Here is a 21,936-nt window from a genome sequence, read left to right on the forward strand (position 1 = left end):
CCCACCACCTGCGGACCCCGGCCACCCGGTGCCGCGGCCCGCCGTGCCGTCCGTCCCGAGCCGTCCGGCGAGTCCGTGCTCGCGGAGCAGGGCGACCAGCATCGGGCCGTCCACCAGGGTCAGCGGCCGGCCCTCGACCCAGCGCCGGGAGCCGGGGCCGAAGCCGGAGGTGGTGACGAGGATGCCGCGGTTGGCGCCGCAGCGGGCCATGGTGGCGTCCAGGTCGCGGACGGCGGTGGGCGGCACGGTGTGCCGGTAGCGCTTGGCCTGGATGACGATCTGCCCGCCGGTGATCGGGTCCGGGTCCTCCGCCAGCACGTCGACGCCCTCGTCGCCGCTGCGGGCGGTCGTCCGGGTGCGCAGGCCGCGGCGGCGGAAGAGTTCGGCGATCAGTTCCTCGAAGGCGATCGGGTCCATGGTGAACAGGTCCGGCCCCTCGTCGCCGGCCGGTGCGGCCGCCGCCGCGGGGGCGCCCGTGGCGTGCGGCCGGACGCCCTCCGGCTTGTCCGGGCGCGCGGACAGCCGGCCGTCCAGCGCCTCCACCAGGCAGTCCACGGCCTCCACCCGCTCCAGGTCGAGCGCGAGGAAGTCGGCCCGTTCGGCGGCCACCGAGACCAGGCAGCGGCTCTCCTCCCGGCCGGTCGCCGGGTCGACGGCCTCGACCACGCCGTGCACCACGACGGAGGAGAGCAGGTCCGCGTCGTCCGCCCGGAACGCCTCCGCGAGCACCCGCAGCGCGCACTGCGCCACGGCCTCCCGGTAGAGCGTCCGCCGCTCGCCGGCCGGGCGGGCCACCTCGGCGTCCCGGTCGTCGGCCTTCACGTACCGGTGCCGGGCGACGGCCGGCACCACCGAGAAGTCCGGCAGCGGCCACTCCACGACCAGTTGGCGGGCCCCGGCGTCCCAGCGGGCCTCGGCCGTGTGCGGGAAGCCCTCGGGCCAGTCGTCGCGCCAGCCGAGCGCCGTCTCGAAGTACTCCTCGACGGCCTCCGGGGCGCCCGAGCGCAGTCCGGCCACCAGCTGCCCGGCGTGGGCCGCGAGCTGCTGCCGGGAGGCCAGCCAGCCGTCGAACTCGGCCCGGTACTCGGCGAGCCGGCGCTGCCGTTCCTGCTCGGCGGCCTGCGCGGCGTACCAGTCCTGTTCGAACCGGGCGCGGGCCTGCGCGGCCTGCTCGTCCCACGCCCGCCGGGCCACCGGGTCGAAGGCCTGCGCGCCCGTCAGCGGCGGTATCAGGTACCAGGACTGGTCGGGCACCGGCACCGGCACGCCCAGCTGACCGGGGTCGAAGGCGGCCGCGGGCGCCGCCAGGTCCGCGGGTGAGAAGGGCCGCCCGCGCAGGCCCGCGGCGAGCGTGCCGCGCAGTGCCGCGACGCGGTCCTCCAGTTCGGCCGTCCGCCGGGCCGCGTCCGCCTCCCGGCTCTGCCGGTACGCCTTCAGCGCCTCGCGCTGGCCCTGGGCGGCCGCCCGTTCCGCCTCCCGGCGGGCCCGCTCGTACTGCCGCTGCGCGGCCGCGTCGGCGCGGCGCTGCGCCTCCTCCCGGCGGTGCTGTTGGCGCTGTGCCTCCGCCAGCATGGCCAGTACTCCGGAAGTGCGACGCCCTGCCACCGTTGTCCTCTCGTGCGGTTCGACCGATGATCAGTCTGGCACGGTGTGGCGCCGCGGTGACAGGGCGTGCGGAGGTGTGCCCCCCGGGCCGGCCCTACTCGGCGGGCCGGAGGGTCAGCGAGATGCTGTTGATGCAGTAGCGCTGGTCGGTCGGGGTCTCGTAGCCCTCGCCCTCGAAGACGTGGCCGAGGTGGCTGCCGCAGCGGGCGCAGCGGACCTCCACCCGGCGCATCCCGAAGGACGTGTCCTGGATGTACTCGACGCGGTCCTCGGCCAGCGGCGCGTAGTACGAGGGCCAGCCGCAGTGGCTCTCGAACTTCGTCTCACTGCTGAAGAGCTCGGCCCCGCAGGCCCGGCAGCCGTACACGCCGACCGTCTTGGTGTCGGTGTACTCGCCGGTGAAGGCGGGCTCGGTGCCGGCCTCGCGGAGCACGCGGTACTCCTCGGGCGACAGCTCGGCACGCCACTCGGCGTCGGTCTTCTGGATCTCGTGGGTCACGGAAGTCCTCCCATCAGGCACCGGGTGCAACGTCCGCGAGGCGGGCGAGAATTTCCGGTCCCAGGTTGGTCACGTCGCCCGCGCCCATGGTGAGCACCAGGTCGCCCGGCTTCGCCAGGGCGGCCATCCGCTCCGGGGCGGCGGCGAAGGCGTGCTCCGCGGCCACGTCGGCGCCGGCCTTCCGGGCGGCGTCGATGATCAGCTCGCTGGTGACGCCGGGGATCGGGTCCTCGCGGGCCGGGTAGATGTCGAGCACCACCGAGGCGTCGGCCATCGCCAGCGCGTCGCCCATCTCCGCGGCCAGCTGCTGGGTGCGGCTGAACAGGTGCGGCTGGAAGACCACCAGCACCCGGCCGGCGCCCGCGGCCTCGCGGATCGCCTCCAGGTCGGCGGCCATCTCGGTCGGGTGGTGCGCGTAGGAGTCGATCACCTGCACACCGGCGGCCTCGCCCTTGAGCTGCAGCCGGCGGCGCACGCCGGTGTAGCTGCCGAGCGCCTTCGCCAGGTCCGCGGCGGGCACGCCGAGCGCCACGCCGGCGGCCAGCGCGGAGACCGCGTTGTGCGCGTAGTGCCGGCCCGGCACGGAGACGGTGAAGGAGAGCTCCTCGCCGCCCAGCTCCACGGTGACCTCGCTGGTCATGCCGCGCGGCGAGACCGAGAGCACCCGCACGTCGGCGTCCTCGGCGGCGCCGACCGTCACCACGTTCAGGCCCACCCGGCCGCGGACCCGGCGGGTCAGCTCCCGGGCGCCCTCGTGGTCGGCGGAGACCACCAGGGTGCCGCCGGGCACGATCCGGCCGACGAAGGTCTCGAAGGACTGGTGGATCTCCTCGATCGAGGCGTAGTTGGCGTGGTGGTCCAGCTCCACGTTGAGGACGATCGCCACCTCGGGCGCGTACTTGTGGAAGCTCCGGTCGCTCTCGTCGGCCTCCGCGACGAAGATGTCGCCGGTGCCGTGGTGCGCGTTGGAGCCCGGCGCGTCCAGGTCGCCGCCGATCGCGTACGAGGGGTCGAGGCCGAGCTCGCCGAGGCTGACCGCCAGCATGCTGGTGGTGGTGGTCTTGCCGTGGGTGCCGGCGACGGCGAGCGCGCGGCGGCCGCCCATCAGCGCGGCGAGGGCGTCGGACCGGTGCACGACCGGGATCCCGCGCTCCCGGGCGGCGGCGAGCTCCGGGTTGTCCGCGCGGATCGCGCTGGAGACGACCACGCTGCTGGTGCCGGCCGGCAGGTTCTCCGCGGCGTGGCCGACGGCGACCTCGGCGCCGAGCGCACGCAGCGCCAGCACCGTCTCGGACTCCTTCGCGTCGCTGCCGGAGACCTTGGCGCCCCGCACCGCGAGGATCTTCGCCAGTCCGGACATCCCGGCGCCGCCGATGCCGATGAAGTGCGGGGCGTGCAGGTCGTGCGCGGCGTCGTTCAAGGGATGCTCCGTACAGCCGGGGACTGGGAGGACGAGAACCGTCCTCGCGGTGGTTCCGCAAGGACGATTCTGCACCACCGGCGGAGGAGCTCAGGAGTCGCTGGCGAACAGCTTGAGCACCGGGACGCCGACCTTGTGCCGCGCCCGCGACGCCCAGTCGCGGTGGAAGAACTCCTCCACGAAGTGCGGCGAGGTCAGCACCAGCACCTCGTCCGCGCCGTGTTCCTCGACCACGCTCCGCAGGCCGTCGAGCGGATTGTCCTCCACCACCCTGCCGGTGGCCTCGGCGCCCGCCTCGCGCAGGTGCCGCAGGCTGTGCTCCAGGGACTCCTCGGCCACCGTGGGCACCGACTCGTCGTCGTGCTCGTGCACCGCCTTGTCGAGATGGCCCAGCGCCACGTCGTCGAGTGCTCTCAACAGCTCGTCCTGTCTTCCTCTCGGCTGCATGAGCACCACGAAGGAGACCTTCTCGTCGCCGTGCAGCGTGGTGACCAGCTCGACGTCCGCGTCGGACAGCGCCTTTTCGATCATCAGTACGGTCTTGAACACGTGAGTCCCTTCGTGCAGTGCAGGCCCCCCGGTCCGCTGCCCTCATCTTGCCCGGCGGAAGCTTTCCTCACGCTGCACACGCACCACACGGGCCACGGCGGCCGCCCGGGGTCACCCCGCGGCCGGACCGGTCGGTCCGTCCTCCACCCGCACGTAGCGGGTGAACAGGAAGCCGCCCTCCTCGATCAGCGACTCCAGCCGCATCGCCCGCACCTGCTCGACCGCGGCGCCGTACGCGATCCTCGGCGCGTCGCCGGCCGTCAGCAGCGGCGCCAGCGACAGGCACAGCTCGTCCAGCAGCCCGGCCGCCGCCAGCCCGCCCAGCAGCCGCGGGCCGCCCTCGGTCAGCTGCCGGGTCCAGCCGCGCGCCGCCAGCGCCGCCACCGCCGCGGCCAGGTCCACCGACCGCTCGCCGGCCACCACCACGTCCGCCACCGCGGCCACCGCCCGGCGCGCCTCGGCCGGGGAGTCCTCCGTGGTGACCACCACCGTGCGCACCAGCGGCTCGGTGAACAGCGGCGCCGAGAGGTCCAGCGCCAGCCGGCGGCTGACCACCGCGACCGCCGGCGCCGGGGCCTGGCCCGCCGCCGCCCGGGCCGCCGCGAACTCCTTCCGCGCCCGGGCCGGCCGGTAGCCCTCCGCCCGGACGGTCTCCGCCCCGACCAGCACCACGTCCGCGAGCGCCCGCAGCACCCCGAAGATCCGCTTGTCCGCGGCGCTCGACAGGCCCTCCGACAGGCCCGCCAGCCGGGCCGAGCCGTCCAGGCTGGACACCATGTTGGCGCGCAGCCACGGCCGCCCCCCGCGCACCCCGTCCGGGTACGCGTACAGCGCGGCGAGCGCCTCCAGCGCGGCCGGGTCGGCGACGGGGGCTGTGAGCGGATTCATCAAGAGCTGCATGGTGGCGAGTCTTCCACGGGGCGTACCCTGTACTACCGTGCCCGCAGCCCCCCACGCCGACGCCACCGCCCCCGAGACGGCCACCGTGACAGCCCTCACCGACCGACGACCGGTCGTGCCCGCCGAGCGCCTGGTGGCCGAGATGGTCCCGCCGCCGCGGTTCGCCGGCGTCAGCTTCGGCAGCTACCTCCCGGACAGCACCCAGCCCAGCCAGTACGAGGCGGTGCAGGTCCTGGAGCAGTTCGCGGCCTCCCTCAACGGCAGCGGCGCGGCCCCGAAGCGCAGCTGGTTCCGGCGCGGTCCCGCCGCCCCGGCCGGCCCGGCCGGCATCTACCTCGACGGCGGCTACGGCGTCGGCAAGACCCACCTGCTCGCCTCGCTCTGGCACGCCACCCCCGGGCCCAAGGCCTTCGGCACCTTCGTCGAGCTGACCAACCTGGTCGGCGCCCTCACCTTCAAGGGCGCCGTCGAGACCCTCTCCGGGCACCGGCTGCTCTGCATCGACGAGTTCGAGCTCGACGACCCGGGCGACACCGTCCTCGTCTCCACCCTGCTCAGCCGCCTCGTGGAGAACGGCGTCAAGCTCGCCGCCACCTCCAACACCCTCCCCGACAAGCTCGGCGAGGGGCGCTTCGCGGCCGCCGACTTCCTCCGCGAGATCCAGGGCCTGGCGGCGCACTTCCGGCCCGTCCGGATCGACGGCCAGGACTACCGCCACCGCGGCCTGCCCGACGCCCCGCCGCCGTACACCGACGACGAGGTCACCGCCCGCGCCGCCACCGCCCCCGGCGCCTCGCTGGACGACTTCGACGCCCTGCTCGAACACCTCAAGAACGTCCACCCGAGCCGGTACGGCGCCATGCTCGACGACGTCCACGCCGTCTTCCTGCGCGGCGTCCGGCCGGTCGACGACCAGTCCACCGCCCTGCGGCTGGTCGTCCTCGCCGACCGCATGTACGACCGGGAACTCCCCGTCACCGCCTCCGGCGTCCCCTTCGACCGGGTCTTCCCCGAGGACATGCTGCGCGGCGGCTACCGCAAGAAGTACCTCCGCGCCGTCTCCCGTCTGGTCGCCCTCGCGCGCGACAGCTCCAAGGGCTGACACCGGTCGCCCGGGCAGGGCCCGGCTCCCCGTACCGCCCAGCACTGTCGGTGCGGGGCCGTACGGTGGAGTGGTGCGCCCCATCACGAGTATCGAGCGGTCCACGACGCCCTTCGAGGTCGTCAGCCCCTACCAGCCCAACGGCGACCAGCCGGCGGCCATCGCCGAGTTGGAGCGCCGCATCCGCGGCGGCGAGAAGGACGTCGTCCTGCTCGGTGCGACCGGCACCGGCAAGTCCGCGACCACGGCGTGGATGATCGAGAAGCTGCAGCGCCCCACCCTGGTGATGGCGCCGAACAAGACGCTGGCGGCCCAGCTGGCCAACGAGTTCCGCGAGCTGCTGCCCAACAACGCGGTCGAGTACTTCGTCTCGTACTACGACTACTACCAGCCCGAGGCGTACGTCCCGCAGACGGACACCTACATCGAGAAGGACTCCTCGATCAACGAGGAGGTCGAGCGGCTGCGGCACTCCGCGACCAACTCCCTGCTGACCCGGCGCGACGTGGTCGTGGTCGCCTCGGTGTCCTGCATCTACGGCCTCGGCACCCCGCAGGAGTACGTCGACCGGATGGTGCCGCTCAAGGTCGGCGAGGAGATCGACCGGGACGCCCTGCTCCGCCGGTTCGTCGACATCCAGTACACCCGCAACGACCTCGCCTTCACCCGGGGCACCTTCCGGGTCCGCGGCGACACGATCGAGATCTTCCCGGTGTACGAGGAGCTCGCCGTCCGGATCGAGATGTTCGGCGACGAGATCGAGGCGCTCTACACGCTGCACCCGCTGACCGGCGAGATCATCAGCCAGGACGACTCGGTCTACGTCTTCCCCGCCTCGCACTACGTCGCCGGCCCGGAGCGGATGGAGCGCGCGGTCAACGACATCGAGAAGGAGCTCGGCGAGCGCCTGGCGGTGCTGGAGAAGCAGGGCAAGCTGCTGGAGGCCCAGCGGCTGCGGATGCGCACCACGTACGACATCGAGATGCTCCGCCAGATCGGCAGCTGCTCCGGCGTCGAGAACTACTCGATGCACTTCGACGGCCGCGAGCCCGGCACCGCGCCGAACACCCTGCTCGACTACTTCCCGGAGGACTTCCTCCTGGTCATCGACGAGTCGCACGTGACGGTGCCGCAGATCGGCGCGATGTACGAGGGCGACGCCTCCCGCAAGCGCACCCTGGTCGACCACGGGTTCCGGCTGCCGTCCGCGATGGACAACCGCCCGCTGAAGTGGGAGGAGTTCCTGGAGCGGATCGGGCAGACGGTCTACCTCTCGGCGACCCCCGGCAAGTACGAGCTGTCCCGCGGCGACGGCGCGGTCCAGCAGATCATCCGCCCGACCGGCCTGATCGACCCCGAGGTGATCGTCAAGCCCACCGAGGGCCAGATCGACGACCTGGTGCACGAGGTCCGCACCCGCGTCGAGCGGGACGAGCGCGTCCTGGTCACCACCCTCACCAAGAAGATGGCCGAGGACCTCACCGACTACATGCTCGGCCTGGACATCCGGGTGCGGTACCTGCACAGCGACATCGACACGCTGCGCCGGGTCGAGCTGCTCCGCGAGCTGCGGGCCGGCGAGTACGACGTGCTGGTGGGCATCAACCTGCTCCGCGAGGGCCTGGACCTGCCCGAGGTGTCGCTGGTGGCGATCCTGGACGCCGACAAGGAGGGCTTCCTGCGGTCGGGCACCTCGCTGATCCAGACCATCGGCCGTGCGGCGCGCAACGTCTCCGGCCAGGTCCACATGTACGCGGACCGGATCACCCCGGCGATGGAGCTGGCGATCGAGGAGACCAACCGGCGCCGGGCCGTGCAGCAGGCGTACAACGAGGCGAACGGCATCGACCCGCAGCCGCTGCGCAAGAAGATCGGCGACATCCTGGACACCCTCGCCCGGGAGGACGTCGACACCGAGCAGCTGCTCTCCACCGGCTACCGCGGGTCGGGCGGCAAGACCCGTACCCCCGTCCCGGCGCTCGGGGCGGACCGCAAGCCGGCCAAGAGCCTGCCCGCGGCCGAGCTGGCCCAGCTCATCCAGGACCTCACCGACCGGATGCACGCCGCCGCCGCCGAGCTGCAGTTCGAGGTGGCCGCCCGGCTGCGCGACGAGGTCGGCGAGCTGAAGAAGGAGCTCCGGCAGATGCGCGAGGCCGGGATGGCCTGAGCCCGCCCGGCCGGACGCGCTCCCACGGGCCGTCCCCGAGCAGGAACACCCTGCATGACATGTGCCCGCAGGCCCTAGGCTGGCCTGCGGGCACCGGTCGTCGAACAGGAGACCAGGCCGCGCGGGCGCGGCGGGCGGCGGCGGTGCGGTCGCAGGGCACTGGGGGCCTCAGCCGGGGGACGGCAACGGGGTGTTCCGTCCGAGCGCGGTGGGACCGCTCCCGCCGGGCCGAGCAGAGAGAGGGAAGCACCGTGTCGGTGAATCTGGCCAAGGGGCAGAGCGTCAGCCTGCAGAAGAGCTCGGGGGAGTCGCTGACGGTCGTGCGGATGGGCCTGGGCTGGCGGGCCGCCGTCCGCAAGGGTCTGTTCGGCAGCCGCAGCCGCCAGGTCGACCTGGACGCCTCGGCCCTGCTGTACGCCGAGCGCACCCCCTCCGACGTGGTGTTCTTCCAGCACCTGGCGAGCAACGACGGCTCGGTCCAGCACACCGGGGACAACCTGACCGGTGGTGCCGGCGGGGGCGACGACGAGGTGATCCTGGTCGACCTGATGCGGGTGCCGGTGCACATCACCCAGATCGTGTTCACCGTCAGCTCGTACACCGGGCAGAGCTTCACCGAGGTGCAGGACGCGCACTGCCGGCTGGTCGACGAGTCCACCGGCCAGGAACTGGCCCGCTACGAGCTGGCGGCGGGCGGCCGGCACACCGGGCAGATCATGGCGAAGGTGTACCGCGAGCCGGAGGGCGGCTGGGCGATGCAGGCGATCGGCGCACCGGCGCGGGCCAGGACCTTCCAGGACATGCTGCCCGCGATCGAGCCCTACCTCTGAGACCGCCGGGGCGTCCGGCGGCACCCCCCGGGCGGCCCCGCCCCCGACGGCTCTTTACCTTCTTTACCTTGTCTTGGGGATTCTGTTAGCCTCGGTGTAGACGGAGGGGAGTACTCCCCAGCGGCAGCCCCGTCATCACGGACGTCCGCCCATCGGGTGTCCCGGGGTGCCGGCCCGCGTGCTCCTTCGGTGAGCCGCAGGGTGGAGGAGACCTCCGGCAGTGACGATGCCTGTTCGCCTACCTGCCGGAGGAGCAGACGTGGACGTTTCCCTTGGCCTGTGGATCGGCACGATCGGGGTGCTGGTCGCCCTGATCGTGGCCGACTTCTTCATCGGCGGCCGCAAACCGCACGAGGTCTCCGTCAAGGAGGCCGGGATCTGGACGGTCGTCTGGATCGTCCTCGCGGCGCTGTTCGGCGCCTTCCTCTGGAAGCAGTACGGCTCGCAGCCCGCGAGCGAGTTCTTCGCCGGCTACATCACCGAGAAGTCGCTGAGCGTCGACAACCTCTTCGTCTTCATCCTGATCATGGGCAAGTTCGCGGTGCCGCGGATCTACCAGCAGCGCGTGCTGATGTTCGGCGTGATCATCGCGCTGGTGCTGCGGGCGGTCTTCATCGCCGGCGGCGCGGCCCTGGTCTCCACCTTCTCGTGGGTCTTCTACATCTTCGGCGCCTTCCTCGTCTGGACGGCGTGGAAGCTCATCCAGGACGCCCGCTCCGACGAGGAGGAGGAGTTCGAGGAGAACCGCCTGCTCAAGGCGATCGAGAAGCGCTTCCCGGCGACCGACAAGTACCACGGCACCAAGCTCTTCGTCGTGGAGAACGGCCGCCGGCTGATGACCCCGATGCTGATCGTCATGCTGGCGATCGGCACCACGGACGTGCTCTTCGCCCTGGACTCGATCCCCGCGATCTTCGGCCTGACCCAGGACCCGTACATCGTGTTCACCGCGAACGCCTTCGCGCTGATGGGCCTGCGCCAGCTGTACTTCCTGATCGGCGGCCTGCTGAAGAAGCTGGTCCACCTCGCCTACGGCCTGTCGGTGATCCTCGGCTTCATCGGCGTCAAGCTGGTGCTGCACGCGCTGCACGAGAGCGGCGTGCACGTGCCGGAGGTCAGCATCGGCGTCTCGCTGGGCTTCATCGTGGCGGTGCTCGCCGTCACCACGGTCACCAGCCTGGTCGCCTCCCGCCGGCAGGAGCGCGCGGCCCTCGAAGCGGTGGGCGAGCGCGACGGCGCGGACGTCTGACCCACCCGATCCCGCAGCGGCGGGGTGCGACCGCGGGGACCGGTCACACCCCGCCGCTGCGTCCGCGTGCGGCGGCCACCGCGTCGGTGTACGCCTCGGCCGTGAGGTCCGCGGGCGGCACGCCCAGCTCGGCCAGGACGCCGCGGACGGCCGCCAGGGCCGCCGGCAGCTCGTCCTCCCCACAGACCGTCTCCACCTCCAGGAAGACCCCGGTGAGCTCCGGGACCTCGACCAGGGTGGCCAGCAGCTCGCGGCCGTCCCGGCGGAGCGGATGGTTGCGGCAGTGCTTCTCGAAGGCCAGCGCCGGCCGGTAGCCGAGCCCGTGCAGCACCGCCGCGGCGCCCGCCGGGTCGGCGACGGCGGTCTCGGCCTCCGGCTTGGCCCCGGACACCGTGTCGAGGCGGGCGTCCTTCCAGGTCAGCAGGGTGCGGCTGCCCGCCGGGCCGGTGACGGTGCGCAGCCGCAGCTCGCGGTCGCCGCGGGCCAGCGAGCCGTCCGGCAGGTCGTAGTAGGTGTCCCGGTACACCTCGGCCCGGCCGGGGCCGGCCAGCGCGTGGAGCCGGGCCCGGACGGCGGCGGGGTCGCGGACGACGGCCTTGAGCTCGGCCTCGACCGTGCGGCCCGGCGGCGCGCCGCCGCCGTCCCGGTGCGGGGTCACCGGCCGGTCACCAGCCGCGCTCGCGCCACTCGCCGAGGTGCGGGCGCTCGGCGCCGAGCGTGGTGTCGTTGCCGTGGCCGGGGTAGACCCAGGCCTCGTCCGGCAGCACGTCGAAGATCTTCTCGTTGACGTCGCGGAAGAGGCTGGCGAAGGCCTCCGGGTCCTTCCAGGTGTTGCCGACGCCGCCGGGGAAGAGGCAGTCGCCGGTGAACACGTGCGGATGGCCCTGCGGGTCGTCGTAGACCAGCACGATCGCGCCGGGGGTGTGGCCGACGAGCTTGCGCACGGTGAGCTCGACCTGGCCGACCCGCAGCACGTCGCCGTCGTCCAGCAGCAGCTCGGTGGGGACGTCGATGGCCTCGGCGTCGATCCGGCCGGCCGCGGTGCGGGCGCCGGTGGCGGCCACCACCTCGGCCAGCGCGGCCCAGTGGTCGTGGTGCCGGTGGGTGGTCACCACCGTGGCCAGGGTGTCGCCGACCGTCTCCAGCAGGGTGGGCGCGTCGGCCGCCGCGTCGATCAGCAGCTGCTCGTCGGTGGCGCGGCAGCGCAGCAGGTAGGCGTTGTTGTCGTACGGCCCGACCGCCACCTTGGTGACGATCAGGTGGGCGAGCTCCCGCACGTCGGGCGGGCCGCCGACCTTGACCGCTCCGTGGTAGGACATCGCTACGCTCCTCGATCGTCGGGGCCGGGCACCGCGGCGCGGCCGGGTGCCGGCTGAAGGTCCGTCACCTGCAATCATCGCCTGTTCAGTTCAGCGGCGGAAGCTGCGGCAGCACGGTCCGCGGGTCGGGCAGCAGCACACCGGCCCGGTGCACCTGCAGGCCGTCGCCGTCGGAGCGGCCGGAGAGCCAGGCGGTGAGCGCCCGGACGGGGCCCTCCACGGCCAGCTCGGGGCCGGCCGGCTCGCCGATCCTGGCCCGGGTCCCGGTGTCCTCGGCGGTCAGCGCGACGCCGGGCAGCCCCTCGGCGCCGTCCAGCCGGGCGGCGAGGCGGGCCAGCTCGGCCGAGGCGAAGGACTCCGGCCAGTGCGCGGGGGTGTACCCGGCGTCCAGGTCGACGTGGTGGTACTCGACCTCCATCAGCCGCTTCCAGGGCACGTCGTACGCGGGGAAGACGTAGCCGGTGCGGTGCCGCAGCGGCACCGTCCAGGCGGTGTCCGGCAGGCTCTCGGCGGCCGCGGCCAGCCGCTCGGAGCTCCGCCGCAGGTCGGCCAGCTGCTCGTCGAGCGGGCGGCCGGCGCCGTCCCGGATGCCCTGCTCGCGCGCCTCCGGGCTCGCGTACTGGGGGACGTCGACGCCGGTGCGGGCGGTCTCCAGCAGGTTCACCAGGGAGTCGGCGTTGCGCGAGAGGTGGGCCAGCACGTGGCCGCGGGTCCAGCCGGGCAGTGCGGAGGGGCCGCCGAGGGCGTCCGGGTCGAGGTCGGCGACGGTGCGCAGCAGGTGGCCGGTGCCCTCGGCGACGGCCTTGAGGCTCTCGGCGGCCCTGGCCGCGGCCTCCTCGGGCGGGATGCCGGCGGATGCGGGGTCGGTCATGGCGGTCTCCCGGGTGGTGCGGCGGTGCGTCCGGCGTTTCCCCTCGGGGCCGCCGGTCGTTGTCACGGCGACGCTACCGCCCGTCGACCGCGCCGAGCTGGGGCTTTCCCCGCCTTGATGATCAACGTGTCGAGGCCGCATCACTCATTCGGGTGGTCTCCACTGGACAAGGTCGATATTCGAACGCCTGCGCTATAGGCTGGCTGTCCCGAGTCGGAAGAAATCGCCCGTCCAGCTGGTTGCCTTCCCTGGGGCATGCCCGCGGCCGCCACCGGTGCGGCCGCTGCCGCCAGGGCCGGGCCGCGGTGGGATCCGAGGACGCGCCGACCGCCCGCACGCATGCCCAGAAGCACCCCGAAGCACTCCAGAAGCACTCTGAAGCGCTCCGAAGCCCTCAAGCCCCCGAAGAAGCCCCACCTCCCCGGAGAAAGGCGCCAGAAGCAGTGGCCGACCGCCTGATCGTCCGCGGTGCTCGCGAGCACAACCTCAAGAACGTCTCGCTGGACCTGCCCCGCGACTCCCTCATCGTCTTCACCGGCCTCTCCGGGTCCGGCAAGTCCTCGCTGGCCTTCGACACGATCTTCGCCGAGGGCCAGCGCCGCTACGTCGAGTCGCTGTCCTCCTACGCCCGGCAGTTCCTCGGCCAGATGGACAAGCCGGACGTGGACTTCATCGAGGGCCTGTCGCCCGCGGTCTCGATCGACCAGAAGTCCACCAGCCGCAACCCGCGGTCCACGGTCGGCACCATCACCGAGGTCTACGACTACCTCCGCCTGCTGTTCGCCCGGATCGGCAAGCCGCACTGCCCGCACTGCTCGCGGCCGATCGCCCGGCAGTCGCCGCAGGCCGTCGTCGACCGGGTGCTGGAGCTCACCGAGGGCACCCGCTTCCAGGTGCTCAGCCCCGTGGTGCGCGAGCGCAAGGGCGAGTTCGTCGACCTCTTCGCCGACCTGCAGTCCAAGGGCTACGCCCGGGCCCGGGTGGACGGCGCGACCGTCCAGCTCACCGAGCCGCCGGTGCTCAAGAAGCAGGAGAAGCACACCATCGAGGTGGTCGTCGACCGCCTGACGGTCAAGGAGAGCGCCAAGCGCCGGCTGACCGACTCGGTCGAGACGGCGCTCAAGCTCTCCGGCGGCATGGTGGTGCTCGACTTCGTCGACCTCGCGGAGGACGACCCGGAGCGCGAGCGGATGTACTCCGAGCACCTCTACTGCCCGTACGACGACGTCTCCTTCGAGGAGCTGGAGCCGCGCTCCTTCTCCTTCAACTCGCCGTTCGGCGCCTGCCCGGAGTGCTCCGGCCTCGGCAACCGGATGGAGGTCGACCCGGAGCTGGTGATCCCGGACGAGGAGAAGTCGCTCGACGAGGGCGCCATCCACCCGTGGTCCCAGGGCCACACCAAGGAGTACTTCCAGCGCCTGATCGACGCGCTCGCCGGCGAGCTCGGCTTCCGCACCGACATCCCCTGGGCCGGGCTGCCCGCCCGCGCCCGCAAGGCCCTGCTGTACGGCCACCGCACCCAGGTCGAGGTCAAGTACCGCAACCGGTACGGCCGCGACCGCTCGTACACCACGTCCTTCGAGGGCGCGGTGCCGTTCGTGCAGCGCCGCCACTCCGAGGCCGAGAGCGACTCCAGCCGCGAGCGCTTCGAGGGCTACATGCGCGAGGTGCACTGCCCCGCCTGCAACGGCACCCGGCTCAAGCCGGTGGTGCTCGCCGTGACGATCCAGGACAGGTCGATCGCCGACGTCTCGGCGATGTCGATCAGCGACTGCGCCGAGTTCCTCGGCGCGATGAAGCTGACCGCCCGCGACAAGAAGATCGCCGAGCGGGTCCTCAAGGAGGTCAACGAGCGGCTGCGCTTCCTGGTCGACGTCGGCCTGGACTACCTCTCGCTCAACCGCGCCGCGGGCACCCTCTCCGGCGGCGAGGCCCAGCGCATCCGGCTCGCCACCCAGATCGGCTCCGGCCTGGTCGGCGTGCTCTACGTCCTCGACGAGCCGTCCATCGGCCTGCACCAGCGGGACAACCACCGGCTGATCGAGACGCTGGTGCGGCTGCGCGACATCGGCAACACCCTGATCGTCGTCGAGCACGACGAGGACACCATCAAGACGGCCGACTGGGTCGTCGACATCGGCCCCGGCGCCGGCGAGCACGGCGGCAAGGTCGTGCACTCCGGCTCGCTGAAGGAGCTGCTGGCCAACGACGAGTCGCTGACCGGCCAGTACCTCTCCGGCCGGCGCTCCATCCCGACCCCGGCCGTCCGCCGCCCGCGGGACAAGAAGCGCCAGCTCGTCGTGCACGGCGCCCGCGAGCACAACCTGCAGGACGTCACCGTCGGCTTCCCGCTCGGCACCTTCACCGCGGTCACCGGCGTCTCCGGCTCCGGCAAGTCCACCCTGGTCAACGACATCCTCTACACCCACCTCGCGCGGGAGCTCAACGGCGCCCGCAGCGTGCCCGGCCGGCACACCCGGATCACCGGCACCGACCTGGTGGACAAGGTGGTGCACGTCGACCAGTCGCCGATCGGCCGCACCCCGCGGTCCAACCCGGCCACCTACACCGGGGTCTTCGACCACGTCCGCCGGCTCTTCGCGGAGACCCAGGAGGCCAAGGTCCGCGGCTACCTGCCCGGCCGGTTCTCCTTCAACGTCAAGGGCGGCCGCTGCGAGAACTGCTCCGGCGACGGCACCATCAAGATCGAGATGAACTTCCTGCCGGACGTCTACGTCCCGTGCGAGGTCTGCCACGGCGCCCGCTACAACCGGGAGACGCTGGAGGTCCACTACAAGGGCAGGTCCATCGCCGAGGTGCTGGACATGCCGATCGAGGAGGCGCTGGCCTTCTTCGAGGCCGTCCCGGCGATCGCCCGGCACCTGCGCACCCTCAACGACGTCGGCCTCGGCTACGTCCGGCTCGGCCAGTCCGCGCCGACCCTGTCCGGCGGCGAGGCCCAGCGCGTCAAGCTCGCCTCCGAGCTGCAGAAGCGCTCCACCGGCCGCACCGTGTACGTACTCGACGAGCCGACCACCGGTCTGCACTTCGAGGACATCAGCAAGCTGATCAAGGTGCTGGAGGGCCTGGTCGACAAGGGCAACACCGTGATCGTCATCGAGCACAACCTCGACGTGATCAAGACCGCCGACTGGATCGTCGACATGGGCCCGGAGGGCGGCAACGGCGGCGGCACGGTCGTCGCCGAGGGCACCCCGGAGGAGATCGCCGCGATCACCGCCAGCCACACCGGCAAGTTCCTGCGGGACATCCTCGCCGGGGTCTCCGACGCGGCCGTTCCCGCCGCCCGCCGCGGCGGCAGCCGCAGCACGGCGGCCAAGGCCGCGGGCAGCACCGCCGGGGCCGCGGGCGCCGCCGCCAAGACCGGCACCGGCACCGCCCGCAAGCGGGCCGCCGCGAAGAAGTAGCCGGGCACACGCTCACCGAACCTCCCCGGCCCCCTGCCGGCCGGGGAGGTGGTGTGTCAGTACCTCTCGGCCGGGCGGGAACGCCCAGGTACGGGGCATAGACTGCGGCCGGTCCGCCCGTACCCGCGTCCGAGGAGCCGCCCGCATGAACGAGCCCGTCGCCACCGCCTCCGCCGCCGAGACCGACCGCGGCCCCGCCGCCTCCCGCCGCACCCTGCTGTGCGGCGCGGCCGCCGTGCTCGCCGCGGGCGGCACCGTCGCGGTCACCGGCTGCTCGTCCTCGGGATCCTCCGGGTCCTCGGGCTCGTCGGGCTCGACGGGCGGCTCCGGCGGCACCCAGGCCCAGAACGCGGCCCCGGTCGACCTCGGCCCGGCCGCCGACATCCCGGTCGGCGGCGGCAAGGTCTTCCGCGAGCAGAAGATCGTGGTCACCCAGCCCGCCGCGGGCGAGTACAAGGCGTTCAGCGCCAAGTGCACCCACGCCGGCTGCATCGTCGACGAGGTCAAGGACAAGACGATCGACTGCCCCTGCCACGGCAGCCGCTTCTCGATCACCGACGGCGCCGTCGAGGGCGGCCCGGCCCCCAAGCCGCTGCCCTCCTACAAGGTGGCCGTCGTCAACAACAACGTCCAGGTCACACCCGCCTGATCGGTTCGCGGCCGCACCCCGGGAAACCGGCCACGGGCGGTCATCGGCAGTCGGTACGGTAGGGGGCATGGCAGACCCGTCCACCTACCGTCCGGCGCCCGGTGCGATCCCGCTCTCACCCGGGGTGTACCGGTTCCGCGACGAGCACGGCCGGGTCATCTACGTCGGCAAGGCCAAGAGCCTGCGTCCCCGGCTCTCCTCCTACTTCCAGGACCTCGCCGGCCTGCACCCGCGCACGGCCACCATGGTCACCACCGCCGCCTCGGTGGAGTGGACGGTGGTCGGCACCGAGGTCGAGGCGCTGCAGCTGGAGTACTCCTGGATCAAGGAGTTCGACCCCCGCTTCAACGTCAAGTACCGCGACGACAAGAGCTACCCCGAGCTCGCCGTCACCCTCAACGAGGAGTTCCCCCGCGTGCAGGTCATGCGGGGGGCGCACAAGAAGGGCGTGCGCTACTTCGGCCCGTACGGCCACGCCTGGGCGATCCGCGAGACCGTCGACCTGCTGCTCCGCGTCTTCCCCGTCCGTACCTGCTCCAACGGCGTCTTCAAGCGCGCGAGCCAGGTCGGCCGGCCCTGCCTGCTCGGCTACATCGGCAAGTGCGCCGCACCCTGCGTCGGCAAGGTCTCCGCCGACGAGCACCGCGCCCTCGCCGAGGAGTTCTGCGACTTCATGGCCGGCCGCACCGGCGGTCACCTGCGCCGCCTGGAGCAGCAGATGCAGGAGGCCGCCGCCACCATGGAGTACGAGAAGGCGGCCCGGCTCCGCGACGACATCGGCGCCCTCAAGCGCGCCATGGAGAAGAACGCGGTCGTCCTCGCCGACGGCACCGACGCCGACGTGCTCGCCCTCGCCGAGGACGAGCTGGAGGCCGCCGTCCAGATCTTCCACGTCCGCGGCGGCCGGGTCCGCGGCCAGCGCGGCTGGGTCACCGACCGGGTCGAGGACGTCGACACCGCCTCCCTGGTCGAGCACGCCCTGCAGCAGCTGTACGGCTCCGGCACCGAGAACGTGCCCCGCGAGGTGCTCGTCCCGGCGCTGCCCGAGCCGGCCGGGCCCGTCCGCGAGTGGCTCACCGGCCTGCGCGGCGCCCAGGTCGACCTCCGCGTCCCGCAGCGCGGTGACAAGAAGGACCTGATGGCGACGGTGCACCGGAACGCCCAGCAGGCGCTCGCTCTGCACAAGACCAAGCGCGCCTCCGACCTCACCACCCGCAGCCGCGCCCTCCAGGAGATCGCCGACGCGCTGGAGCTCGACTCCGTGCCGCTGCGCATCGAGTGCTTCGACATCTCCCACCTGCAGGGCGAGGACGTGGTCGCCTCGATGGTCGTCTTCGAGGACGGTCTGGCCCGCAAGAGCGAGTACCGGCGCTTCCAGATCAAGGGCTTCGCCGGGCAGGACGACGTCCGCTCGATGCACGAGGTGATCGGCCGGCGCTTCCGCCGCTACCTCCGGGAGCGCGAGCAGACCGGCGAGTGGGCCGTCCCCGAGGACACCGGCGCCGACGAGGCACCCGACGGCGTCCCCGGGGCCGGCGGGGACGCCGCCGGCCCGGTCGACCCGGAGACCGGCCGCCCCCGCCGCTTCGCCTACCCGCCGCAGCTGCTGGTCGTCGACGGCGGTCAGCCGCAGGTCGCCGCCGCCCGCCGCGCCCTCGACGAGCTCGGCATCGACGACGTCGCCCTCTGCGGCCTCGCCAAGCGGCTGGAGGAGGTCTGGCTGCCCGGCCAGGACGACCCGGTCGTGCTGCCGCGCACCAGCGAGGGCCTCTACCTGCTGCAGCGGGTGCGCGACGAGGCGCACCGCTTCGCCATCGCCTACCAGCGCTCCAAGCGCTCCAAACGCCTCACCACCGGCGGGCTGGACGCGGTGCCCGGGCTCGGCGAGACCCGCCGCCAGGCACTGCTCAAGCACTTCGGCTCCCTCAAGCGGCTGCGGTCCGCCACCGTGGACGAGCTGTGCGAGGTGCCCGGGATCGGCCGCCGCACCGCGGAGACCGTTGCGGCAGCGTTGGCCTCCCGGCCACCTGCCGCACTCGCGGTGAACACCGCCACCGGCGAGATCATTGACGACAGCGCCGACCCCGCAGGGGCCGGCGCGCCCCGGGAGACGCCATGACGGTCGATGACGCCCGTCGCCGCGCTGTCCCCGGCACCGCCCCCACCGGCGGTGCCGGGAAGCACCGCCGGGTCCGGGGCGTTCTTCCGAAGCGAACCACCGAGAGCGGGGAACCGAAGTGAACGTGTCCGACGTGGGCGACAACGCGCCGGAGCTGGTGATCATCTCCGGCATGTCCGGCGCCGGCCGGAGCACCGCGGCCAAGTGCCTGGAGGACCTGGGCTGGTTCGTGGTGGACAACCTGCCGCCCGCGCTGATCCCCACCATGGTGGACCTCGGCGCCCGCTCGCAGGGCTCCGTGCCCCGGATCGGCGCCGTCGTCGACGTCCGCGGCCGCAGCTTCTTCGACGACCTGCTCACCTCGCTGGAGGAGCTGGAGAAGCGCGGCGTGCGGCTGCGCGTCGTCTTCCTGGACTCCTCGGACGAGGCGCTGGTGCGCCGCTTCGAGTCCGTCCGCCGCCCGCACCCGCTGCAGGGCGACGGCCGGATCGTCGACGGCATCGCCCAGGAGCGCGAGCTGCTGCGCGACCTGCGCGGCGAGGCCGACCTGGTGATCGACACCTCCAACCTCAACGTCCACCAGCTGCGCGCCAAGCTCGACGCCCAGTTCGCCGACAACGACGAGCCCGAGCTGCGCGCCACCGTGATGTCCTTCGGCTTCAAGTACGGCCTGCCGGTCGACGCCGACCTGGTGGTGGACTGCCGCTTCCTGCCGAACCCGCACTGGGTGCCGGAGCTGCGGGCCCACACCGGCACGGACAGCGACGTCGCCGACTACGTGTTCAAGCAGCCCGGTGCCCAGGAGTTCCTGGACGGTTACGCGGAGTTGCTGAAGATCGTGACCGAAGGGTATCGCCGTGAAGGCAAGCGCTACATGACTCTTGCCGTAGGCTGCACCGGTGGCAAGCACCGCAGCGTCGCCATGTCCGAGCGGCTGACCAGGCGTCTGATCGCGGACGGCGTCGAAACGGTGCTCGTCCACCGCGACATGGGCCGGGAGTGACCGGCCGGGGCTGACCCCGGCCGGGAGTTCCGGCCCGCCCAAGGGAGCACGAGACAGGAACATGGGGTCGGTGTGACGGGATACTCGCCAGCACGGCAGTTCCAGCAGAGGTCTGGCGAGCGAGCCCCGGCCGGAAGCAGTCCGGCTGCCCAGAAGTCGCGCCCCGGCGCACCCAGGATCACCGCGCTCGGCGGCGGCCAGGGGCTGTCCGCCTCGCTCTCCGCGCTGCGCCGGCTGACCAACGAGCTCACCGCCGTGGTCACCGTCGCCGACGACGGCGGCTCCAGCGGGCGGCTGCGCGCCGAGCTCGGCGTGCTGCCGCCGGGCGACCTGCGCAAGGCGCTCGCCGCGCTCTGCGGCGACGACGACTGGGGCCGCACCTGGTCCGAGGTGATCCAGCAGCGCTTCACCGGCGACGGCGACCTCGGCGGCCACGCCGTCGGCAACCTGCTGATCGTCGCCCTGTGGGAGAAGCTCGGCGACCCGGTCGAGGCGCTCAACTGGGTGGGCCGGCTGCTCAACGTGCAGGGCCGGGTGCTGCCGATGTCGGCCGTCCCGCTGGAGATCGAGGCCGAGGTCCGCGGGCACGACCCGGCCCGTCCGCACGAGCTCAGCGCCGTCCGCGGCCAGGCCGCCGTCGCCGTGACCCCCGGCACCGTGCAGTCGGTGCGGCTGCTGCCGGAGGAGCCGCCCGCCGTGCCGGAGGCCGTGGAGGCCGTGCTGGAGGCGGACTGGGTGGTGCTCGGCCCCGGCTCCTGGTTCACCAGCGTGCTGCCGCACCTGCTGGTGCCCGAGCTCGCCAAGGCGCTGGTCGAGACCCGCGCGCGCCGGCTGCTCACCCTGAACCTCGCCCCCCAGCCCGGGGAGACCGAGGGCTTCAGCCCGCAGCGGCACCTCGACGTGATCGCCGACCACGCGCCGGACCTCGAGGTCGACGCCGTGCTGGTCGACGAGCGGGCGGTCACCGGCGGGGCGTTCGGCCTCGCCGACCTGGCCGGGCTGGAGAAGGCCGCCGAGCGGATGGGCGCGGCCCTGGTGCTCGGGCGGGTCGCCCGGGCGGACGGGACCCCGCGACACGACCCGGAGCTCCTGGCGGCTGCGTACGACCGGATTTTCCGGACACATGGAAGGATCGGCCCATGGCGATGACTCCTGCGGTGAAGGACGAAATCTCCCGGCTCCCGGTCACCCGGGCTTGCTGCCGGAAGGCCGAGGTCTCGGCGATCCTGCGGTTCGCGGGCGGTCTGCACATCGTGAGCGGCCGGATCGTGATCGAGGCGGAGCTGGACACGGCCATCGCGGCCCGGCGCCTGCGCAAGGACCTGCTGGAGATCTTCGGGCACTCCTCGGACCTGGTCGTGATGGCCCCCGGCGGGCTGCGCCGCGGCAGCCGGTACGTGGTCCGGGTGGTCAAGGACGGCGAGCTGCTCGCCCGGCAGACCGGCCTGGTGGACGGCCGGGGGCGGCCGATCCGCGGCCTGCCGCCGGCCGTGGTGTCCGGTGCGACCTGCGACGCCGAGGCCGCCTGGCGCGGGGCCTTCCTGGCGCACGGCTCGCTCACCGAGCCCGGCCGCTCCTCCTCGCTGGAGATCACCTGCCCCGGCTCCGAGGCGGCGCTCGCCCTGGTCGGCGCGGCGCGCCGGCTCGGCATCCCGGCCAAGGCCCGCGAGGTCCGCGGCGTCGACCGGGTGGTCATCCGGGACGGTGACGCGATCGGTGCGCTGTTGACCCGGCTGGGGGCGCACGAGGCGGTGCTCGCCTGGGAGGAGCGCCGGATGCGGCGCGAGGTGCGCGCCACCGCGAACCGGCTGGCGAACTTCGACGACGCCAACCTGCGCCGCTCGGCGCGCGCGGCGGTCGCGGCGGGCGCGCGCGTGCAGCGCGCGCTGGAGATCCTGGGCGACGAGGTGCCCGAGCACCTGGCCGCCGCCGGCCAGCTGCGGATGCAGCACAAGCAGGCCTCGCTGGAGGAGCTCGGTGCGCTCGCCGACCCGCCGCTGACGAAGGACGCGGTGGCCGGCCGGATCCGCCGCCTGCTGGCGATGGCCGACAAGCGCGCCGCGGAGCTCGGGCTGCCGAGCACCGAGGCCAACCTCACCGACGAGATGGCGCTCAGCTGACAATCCGTGTTTCGCTATTCGGACACATAAAGGGGCGCGGGGAACGGCGCGAATCGGAAGGCGCGACTGCGCGTCAGCCGATTCGCGCCGTTACCCCAGATCGGAA

The 21,936-nt window shown here is 72.9% G+C and carries 18 protein-coding genes; 10 read left to right on the plus strand and 8 right to left on the minus strand.

Annotated elements, in window-relative coordinates:
* The 5 genes from ABZ641_RS08370 to ABZ641_RS08390 form a co-directional block, all read right to left on the minus strand.
* Nucleotides 1-1,572, minus strand: a 1,572-nt coding sequence (locus tag ABZ641_RS08370) for a restriction endonuclease (RefSeq protein WP_359980095.1), incomplete at its 3' end; no start/stop codon positions are given.
* Nucleotides 1,573-1,699: 127 nt separating this feature from the next.
* Nucleotides 1,700-2,104 carry a peptide-methionine (R)-S-oxide reductase MsrB gene (gene msrB, locus ABZ641_RS08375; RefSeq protein WP_344626228.1) on the minus strand — a complete coding sequence of 135 codons (405 nt, stop codon included), beginning with the start codon at nt 2,102-2,104 and terminating at the stop codon, nt 1,700-1,702.
* A gap of 13 nt (nt 2,105-2,117) precedes the next feature.
* The gene (murC, locus tag ABZ641_RS08380; protein ID WP_344626229.1) at nt 2,118-3,524 is read right to left on the minus strand and encodes a UDP-N-acetylmuramate--L-alanine ligase; all 1,407 of its coding nucleotides are present in this window, start codon (nt 3,522-3,524) and stop codon (nt 2,118-2,120) included.
* Nucleotides 3,525-3,614: 90 nt separating this feature from the next.
* A complete protein-coding gene (locus ABZ641_RS08385) occupies nt 3,615-4,073 on the minus strand; it encodes an indole-3-glycerol phosphate synthase (RefSeq protein WP_344626230.1) in 459 nt (152 codons plus the stop codon).
* Between the two features lie 111 nt (nt 4,074-4,184).
* A complete protein-coding gene (locus ABZ641_RS08390; RefSeq protein ID WP_344626231.1) occupies nt 4,185-4,973 on the minus strand; it encodes a dihydrofolate reductase family protein in 789 nt (262 codons plus the stop codon).
* 37 nt (nt 4,974-5,010) lie between these two features.
* On the opposite strand from ABZ641_RS08390, the gene zapE reads away from it, so the two are divergent.
* The 4 genes from zapE (at nt 5,011) to ABZ641_RS08410 (ending at nt 10,321) form a co-directional block, all read left to right on the plus strand.
* On the plus strand, nt 5,011-6,075 hold the full coding sequence (zapE, locus tag ABZ641_RS08395; protein WP_344626232.1) for a cell division protein ZapE: 1,065 nt from the start codon (nt 5,011-5,013) through the stop codon (nt 6,073-6,075).
* 73 nt (nt 6,076-6,148) lie between these two features.
* On the plus strand, nt 6,149-8,242 hold the full coding sequence (gene uvrB, locus ABZ641_RS08400) for an excinuclease ABC subunit UvrB (RefSeq protein ID WP_344626233.1): 2,094 nt from the start codon (nt 6,149-6,151) through the stop codon (nt 8,240-8,242).
* Between the two features lie 251 nt (nt 8,243-8,493).
* Nucleotides 8,494-9,072 carry a TerD family protein gene (locus tag ABZ641_RS08405; RefSeq protein WP_359980102.1) on the plus strand — a complete coding sequence of 193 codons (579 nt, stop codon included), beginning with the start codon at nt 8,494-8,496 and terminating at the stop codon, nt 9,070-9,072.
* A 259-nt stretch (nt 9,073-9,331) separates the two neighbouring features.
* Nucleotides 9,332-10,321, plus strand: coding sequence for a TerC family protein (locus tag ABZ641_RS08410; RefSeq protein WP_359980104.1), 990 nt, complete (start codon nt 9,332-9,334; stop codon nt 10,319-10,321).
* Nucleotides 10,322-10,364: 43 nt separating this feature from the next.
* On the opposite strand, the gene ABZ641_RS08415 is transcribed toward ABZ641_RS08410, so the two are convergent.
* The 3 genes from ABZ641_RS08415 to ABZ641_RS08425 form a co-directional block, all read right to left on the minus strand.
* On the minus strand, nt 10,365-10,979 hold the full coding sequence (locus ABZ641_RS08415) for a CYTH domain-containing protein (protein ID WP_344626236.1): 615 nt from the start codon (nt 10,977-10,979) through the stop codon (nt 10,365-10,367).
* A gap of 7 nt (nt 10,980-10,986) precedes the next feature.
* Nucleotides 10,987-11,640, minus strand: a complete 654-nt coding sequence (locus ABZ641_RS08420; RefSeq protein WP_344626237.1) for an MBL fold metallo-hydrolase — start codon at nt 11,638-11,640, stop codon at nt 10,987-10,989.
* Between the two features lie 85 nt (nt 11,641-11,725).
* A complete protein-coding gene (locus ABZ641_RS08425) occupies nt 11,726-12,511 on the minus strand; it encodes a maleylpyruvate isomerase family mycothiol-dependent enzyme (protein WP_359980109.1) in 786 nt (261 codons plus the stop codon).
* Between the two features lie 443 nt (nt 12,512-12,954).
* Here ABZ641_RS08425 and uvrA point away from each other — a divergent pair, with 443 nt between their 5' ends.
* The 6 genes from uvrA to whiA all read left to right on the plus strand — a co-directional run bounded on the left by uvrA (nt 12,955) and on the right by whiA (nt 21,830).
* Complete coding sequence (gene uvrA / locus ABZ641_RS08430; protein ID WP_344626239.1) at nt 12,955-15,939, plus strand: excinuclease ABC subunit UvrA; 2,985 nt, start codon at nt 12,955-12,957, stop codon at nt 15,937-15,939.
* Nucleotides 15,940-16,084: 145 nt separating this feature from the next.
* Nucleotides 16,085-16,588: a Rieske (2Fe-2S) protein gene (locus ABZ641_RS08435; protein ID WP_344626240.1), complete on the plus strand. Its 504-nt coding sequence runs from the start codon at nt 16,085-16,087 to the stop codon at nt 16,586-16,588.
* 67 nt (nt 16,589-16,655) lie between these two features.
* Nucleotides 16,656-18,707: an excinuclease ABC subunit UvrC gene (gene uvrC / locus ABZ641_RS08440; RefSeq protein ID WP_359980113.1), complete on the plus strand. Its 2,052-nt coding sequence runs from the start codon at nt 16,656-16,658 to the stop codon at nt 18,705-18,707.
* A gap of 124 nt (nt 18,708-18,831) precedes the next feature.
* Complete coding sequence (gene rapZ / locus ABZ641_RS08445; RefSeq protein WP_344626257.1) at nt 18,832-19,710, plus strand: RNase adapter RapZ; 879 nt, start codon at nt 18,832-18,834, stop codon at nt 19,708-19,710.
* Nucleotides 19,711-19,782: 72 nt separating this feature from the next.
* The gene (gene yvcK, locus ABZ641_RS08450; protein WP_344626242.1) at nt 19,783-20,859 is read left to right on the plus strand and encodes a uridine diphosphate-N-acetylglucosamine-binding protein YvcK; all 1,077 of its coding nucleotides are present in this window, start codon (nt 19,783-19,785) and stop codon (nt 20,857-20,859) included.
* The gene (gene whiA, locus ABZ641_RS08455) at nt 20,850-21,830 is read left to right on the plus strand and encodes a DNA-binding protein WhiA (RefSeq protein ID WP_030266394.1); all 981 of its coding nucleotides are present in this window, start codon (nt 20,850-20,852) and stop codon (nt 21,828-21,830) included. The genes yvcK and whiA overlap by 10 nt, the downstream gene beginning before the upstream one ends.
* Nucleotides 21,831-21,936: the final 106 nt, after the last annotated feature.

It is taken from the genome of Kitasatospora sp. NPDC007106 (genome assembly GCF_040634455.1).
GTDB classification, from domain to species: Bacteria; Actinomycetota; Actinomycetes; order Streptomycetales; family Streptomycetaceae; genus Kitasatospora; species Kitasatospora arboriphila.

Bases quoted from the DNA above. Each gene is read 5' to 3' on its own strand.
- ABZ641_RS08390 (WP_344626231.1), bottom strand. From the start codon at position 4,973: ATGCAGCTCTTGATGAATCCGCTCACAGCCCCCGTCGCCGACCCGGCC.
- ABZ641_RS08420 (WP_344626237.1), bottom strand. From the start codon at position 11,640: ATGTCCTACCACGGAGCGGTCAAGGTCGGCGGCCCGCCCGACGTGCGG.
- ABZ641_RS08425 (WP_359980109.1), bottom strand. From the start codon at position 12,511: ATGACCGACCCCGCATCCGCCGGCATCCCGCCCGAGGAGGCCGCGGCC.
- ABZ641_RS08435 (WP_344626240.1), top strand. From the start codon at position 16,085: ATGAACGAGCCCGTCGCCACCGCCTCCGCCGCCGAGACCGACCGCGGC.
- uvrC (WP_359980113.1), top strand. From the start codon at position 16,656: ATGGCAGACCCGTCCACCTACCGTCCGGCGCCCGGTGCGATCCCGCTC.
- whiA (WP_030266394.1), top strand. From the start codon at position 20,850: ATGGCGATGACTCCTGCGGTGAAGGACGAAATCTCCCGGCTCCCGGTC.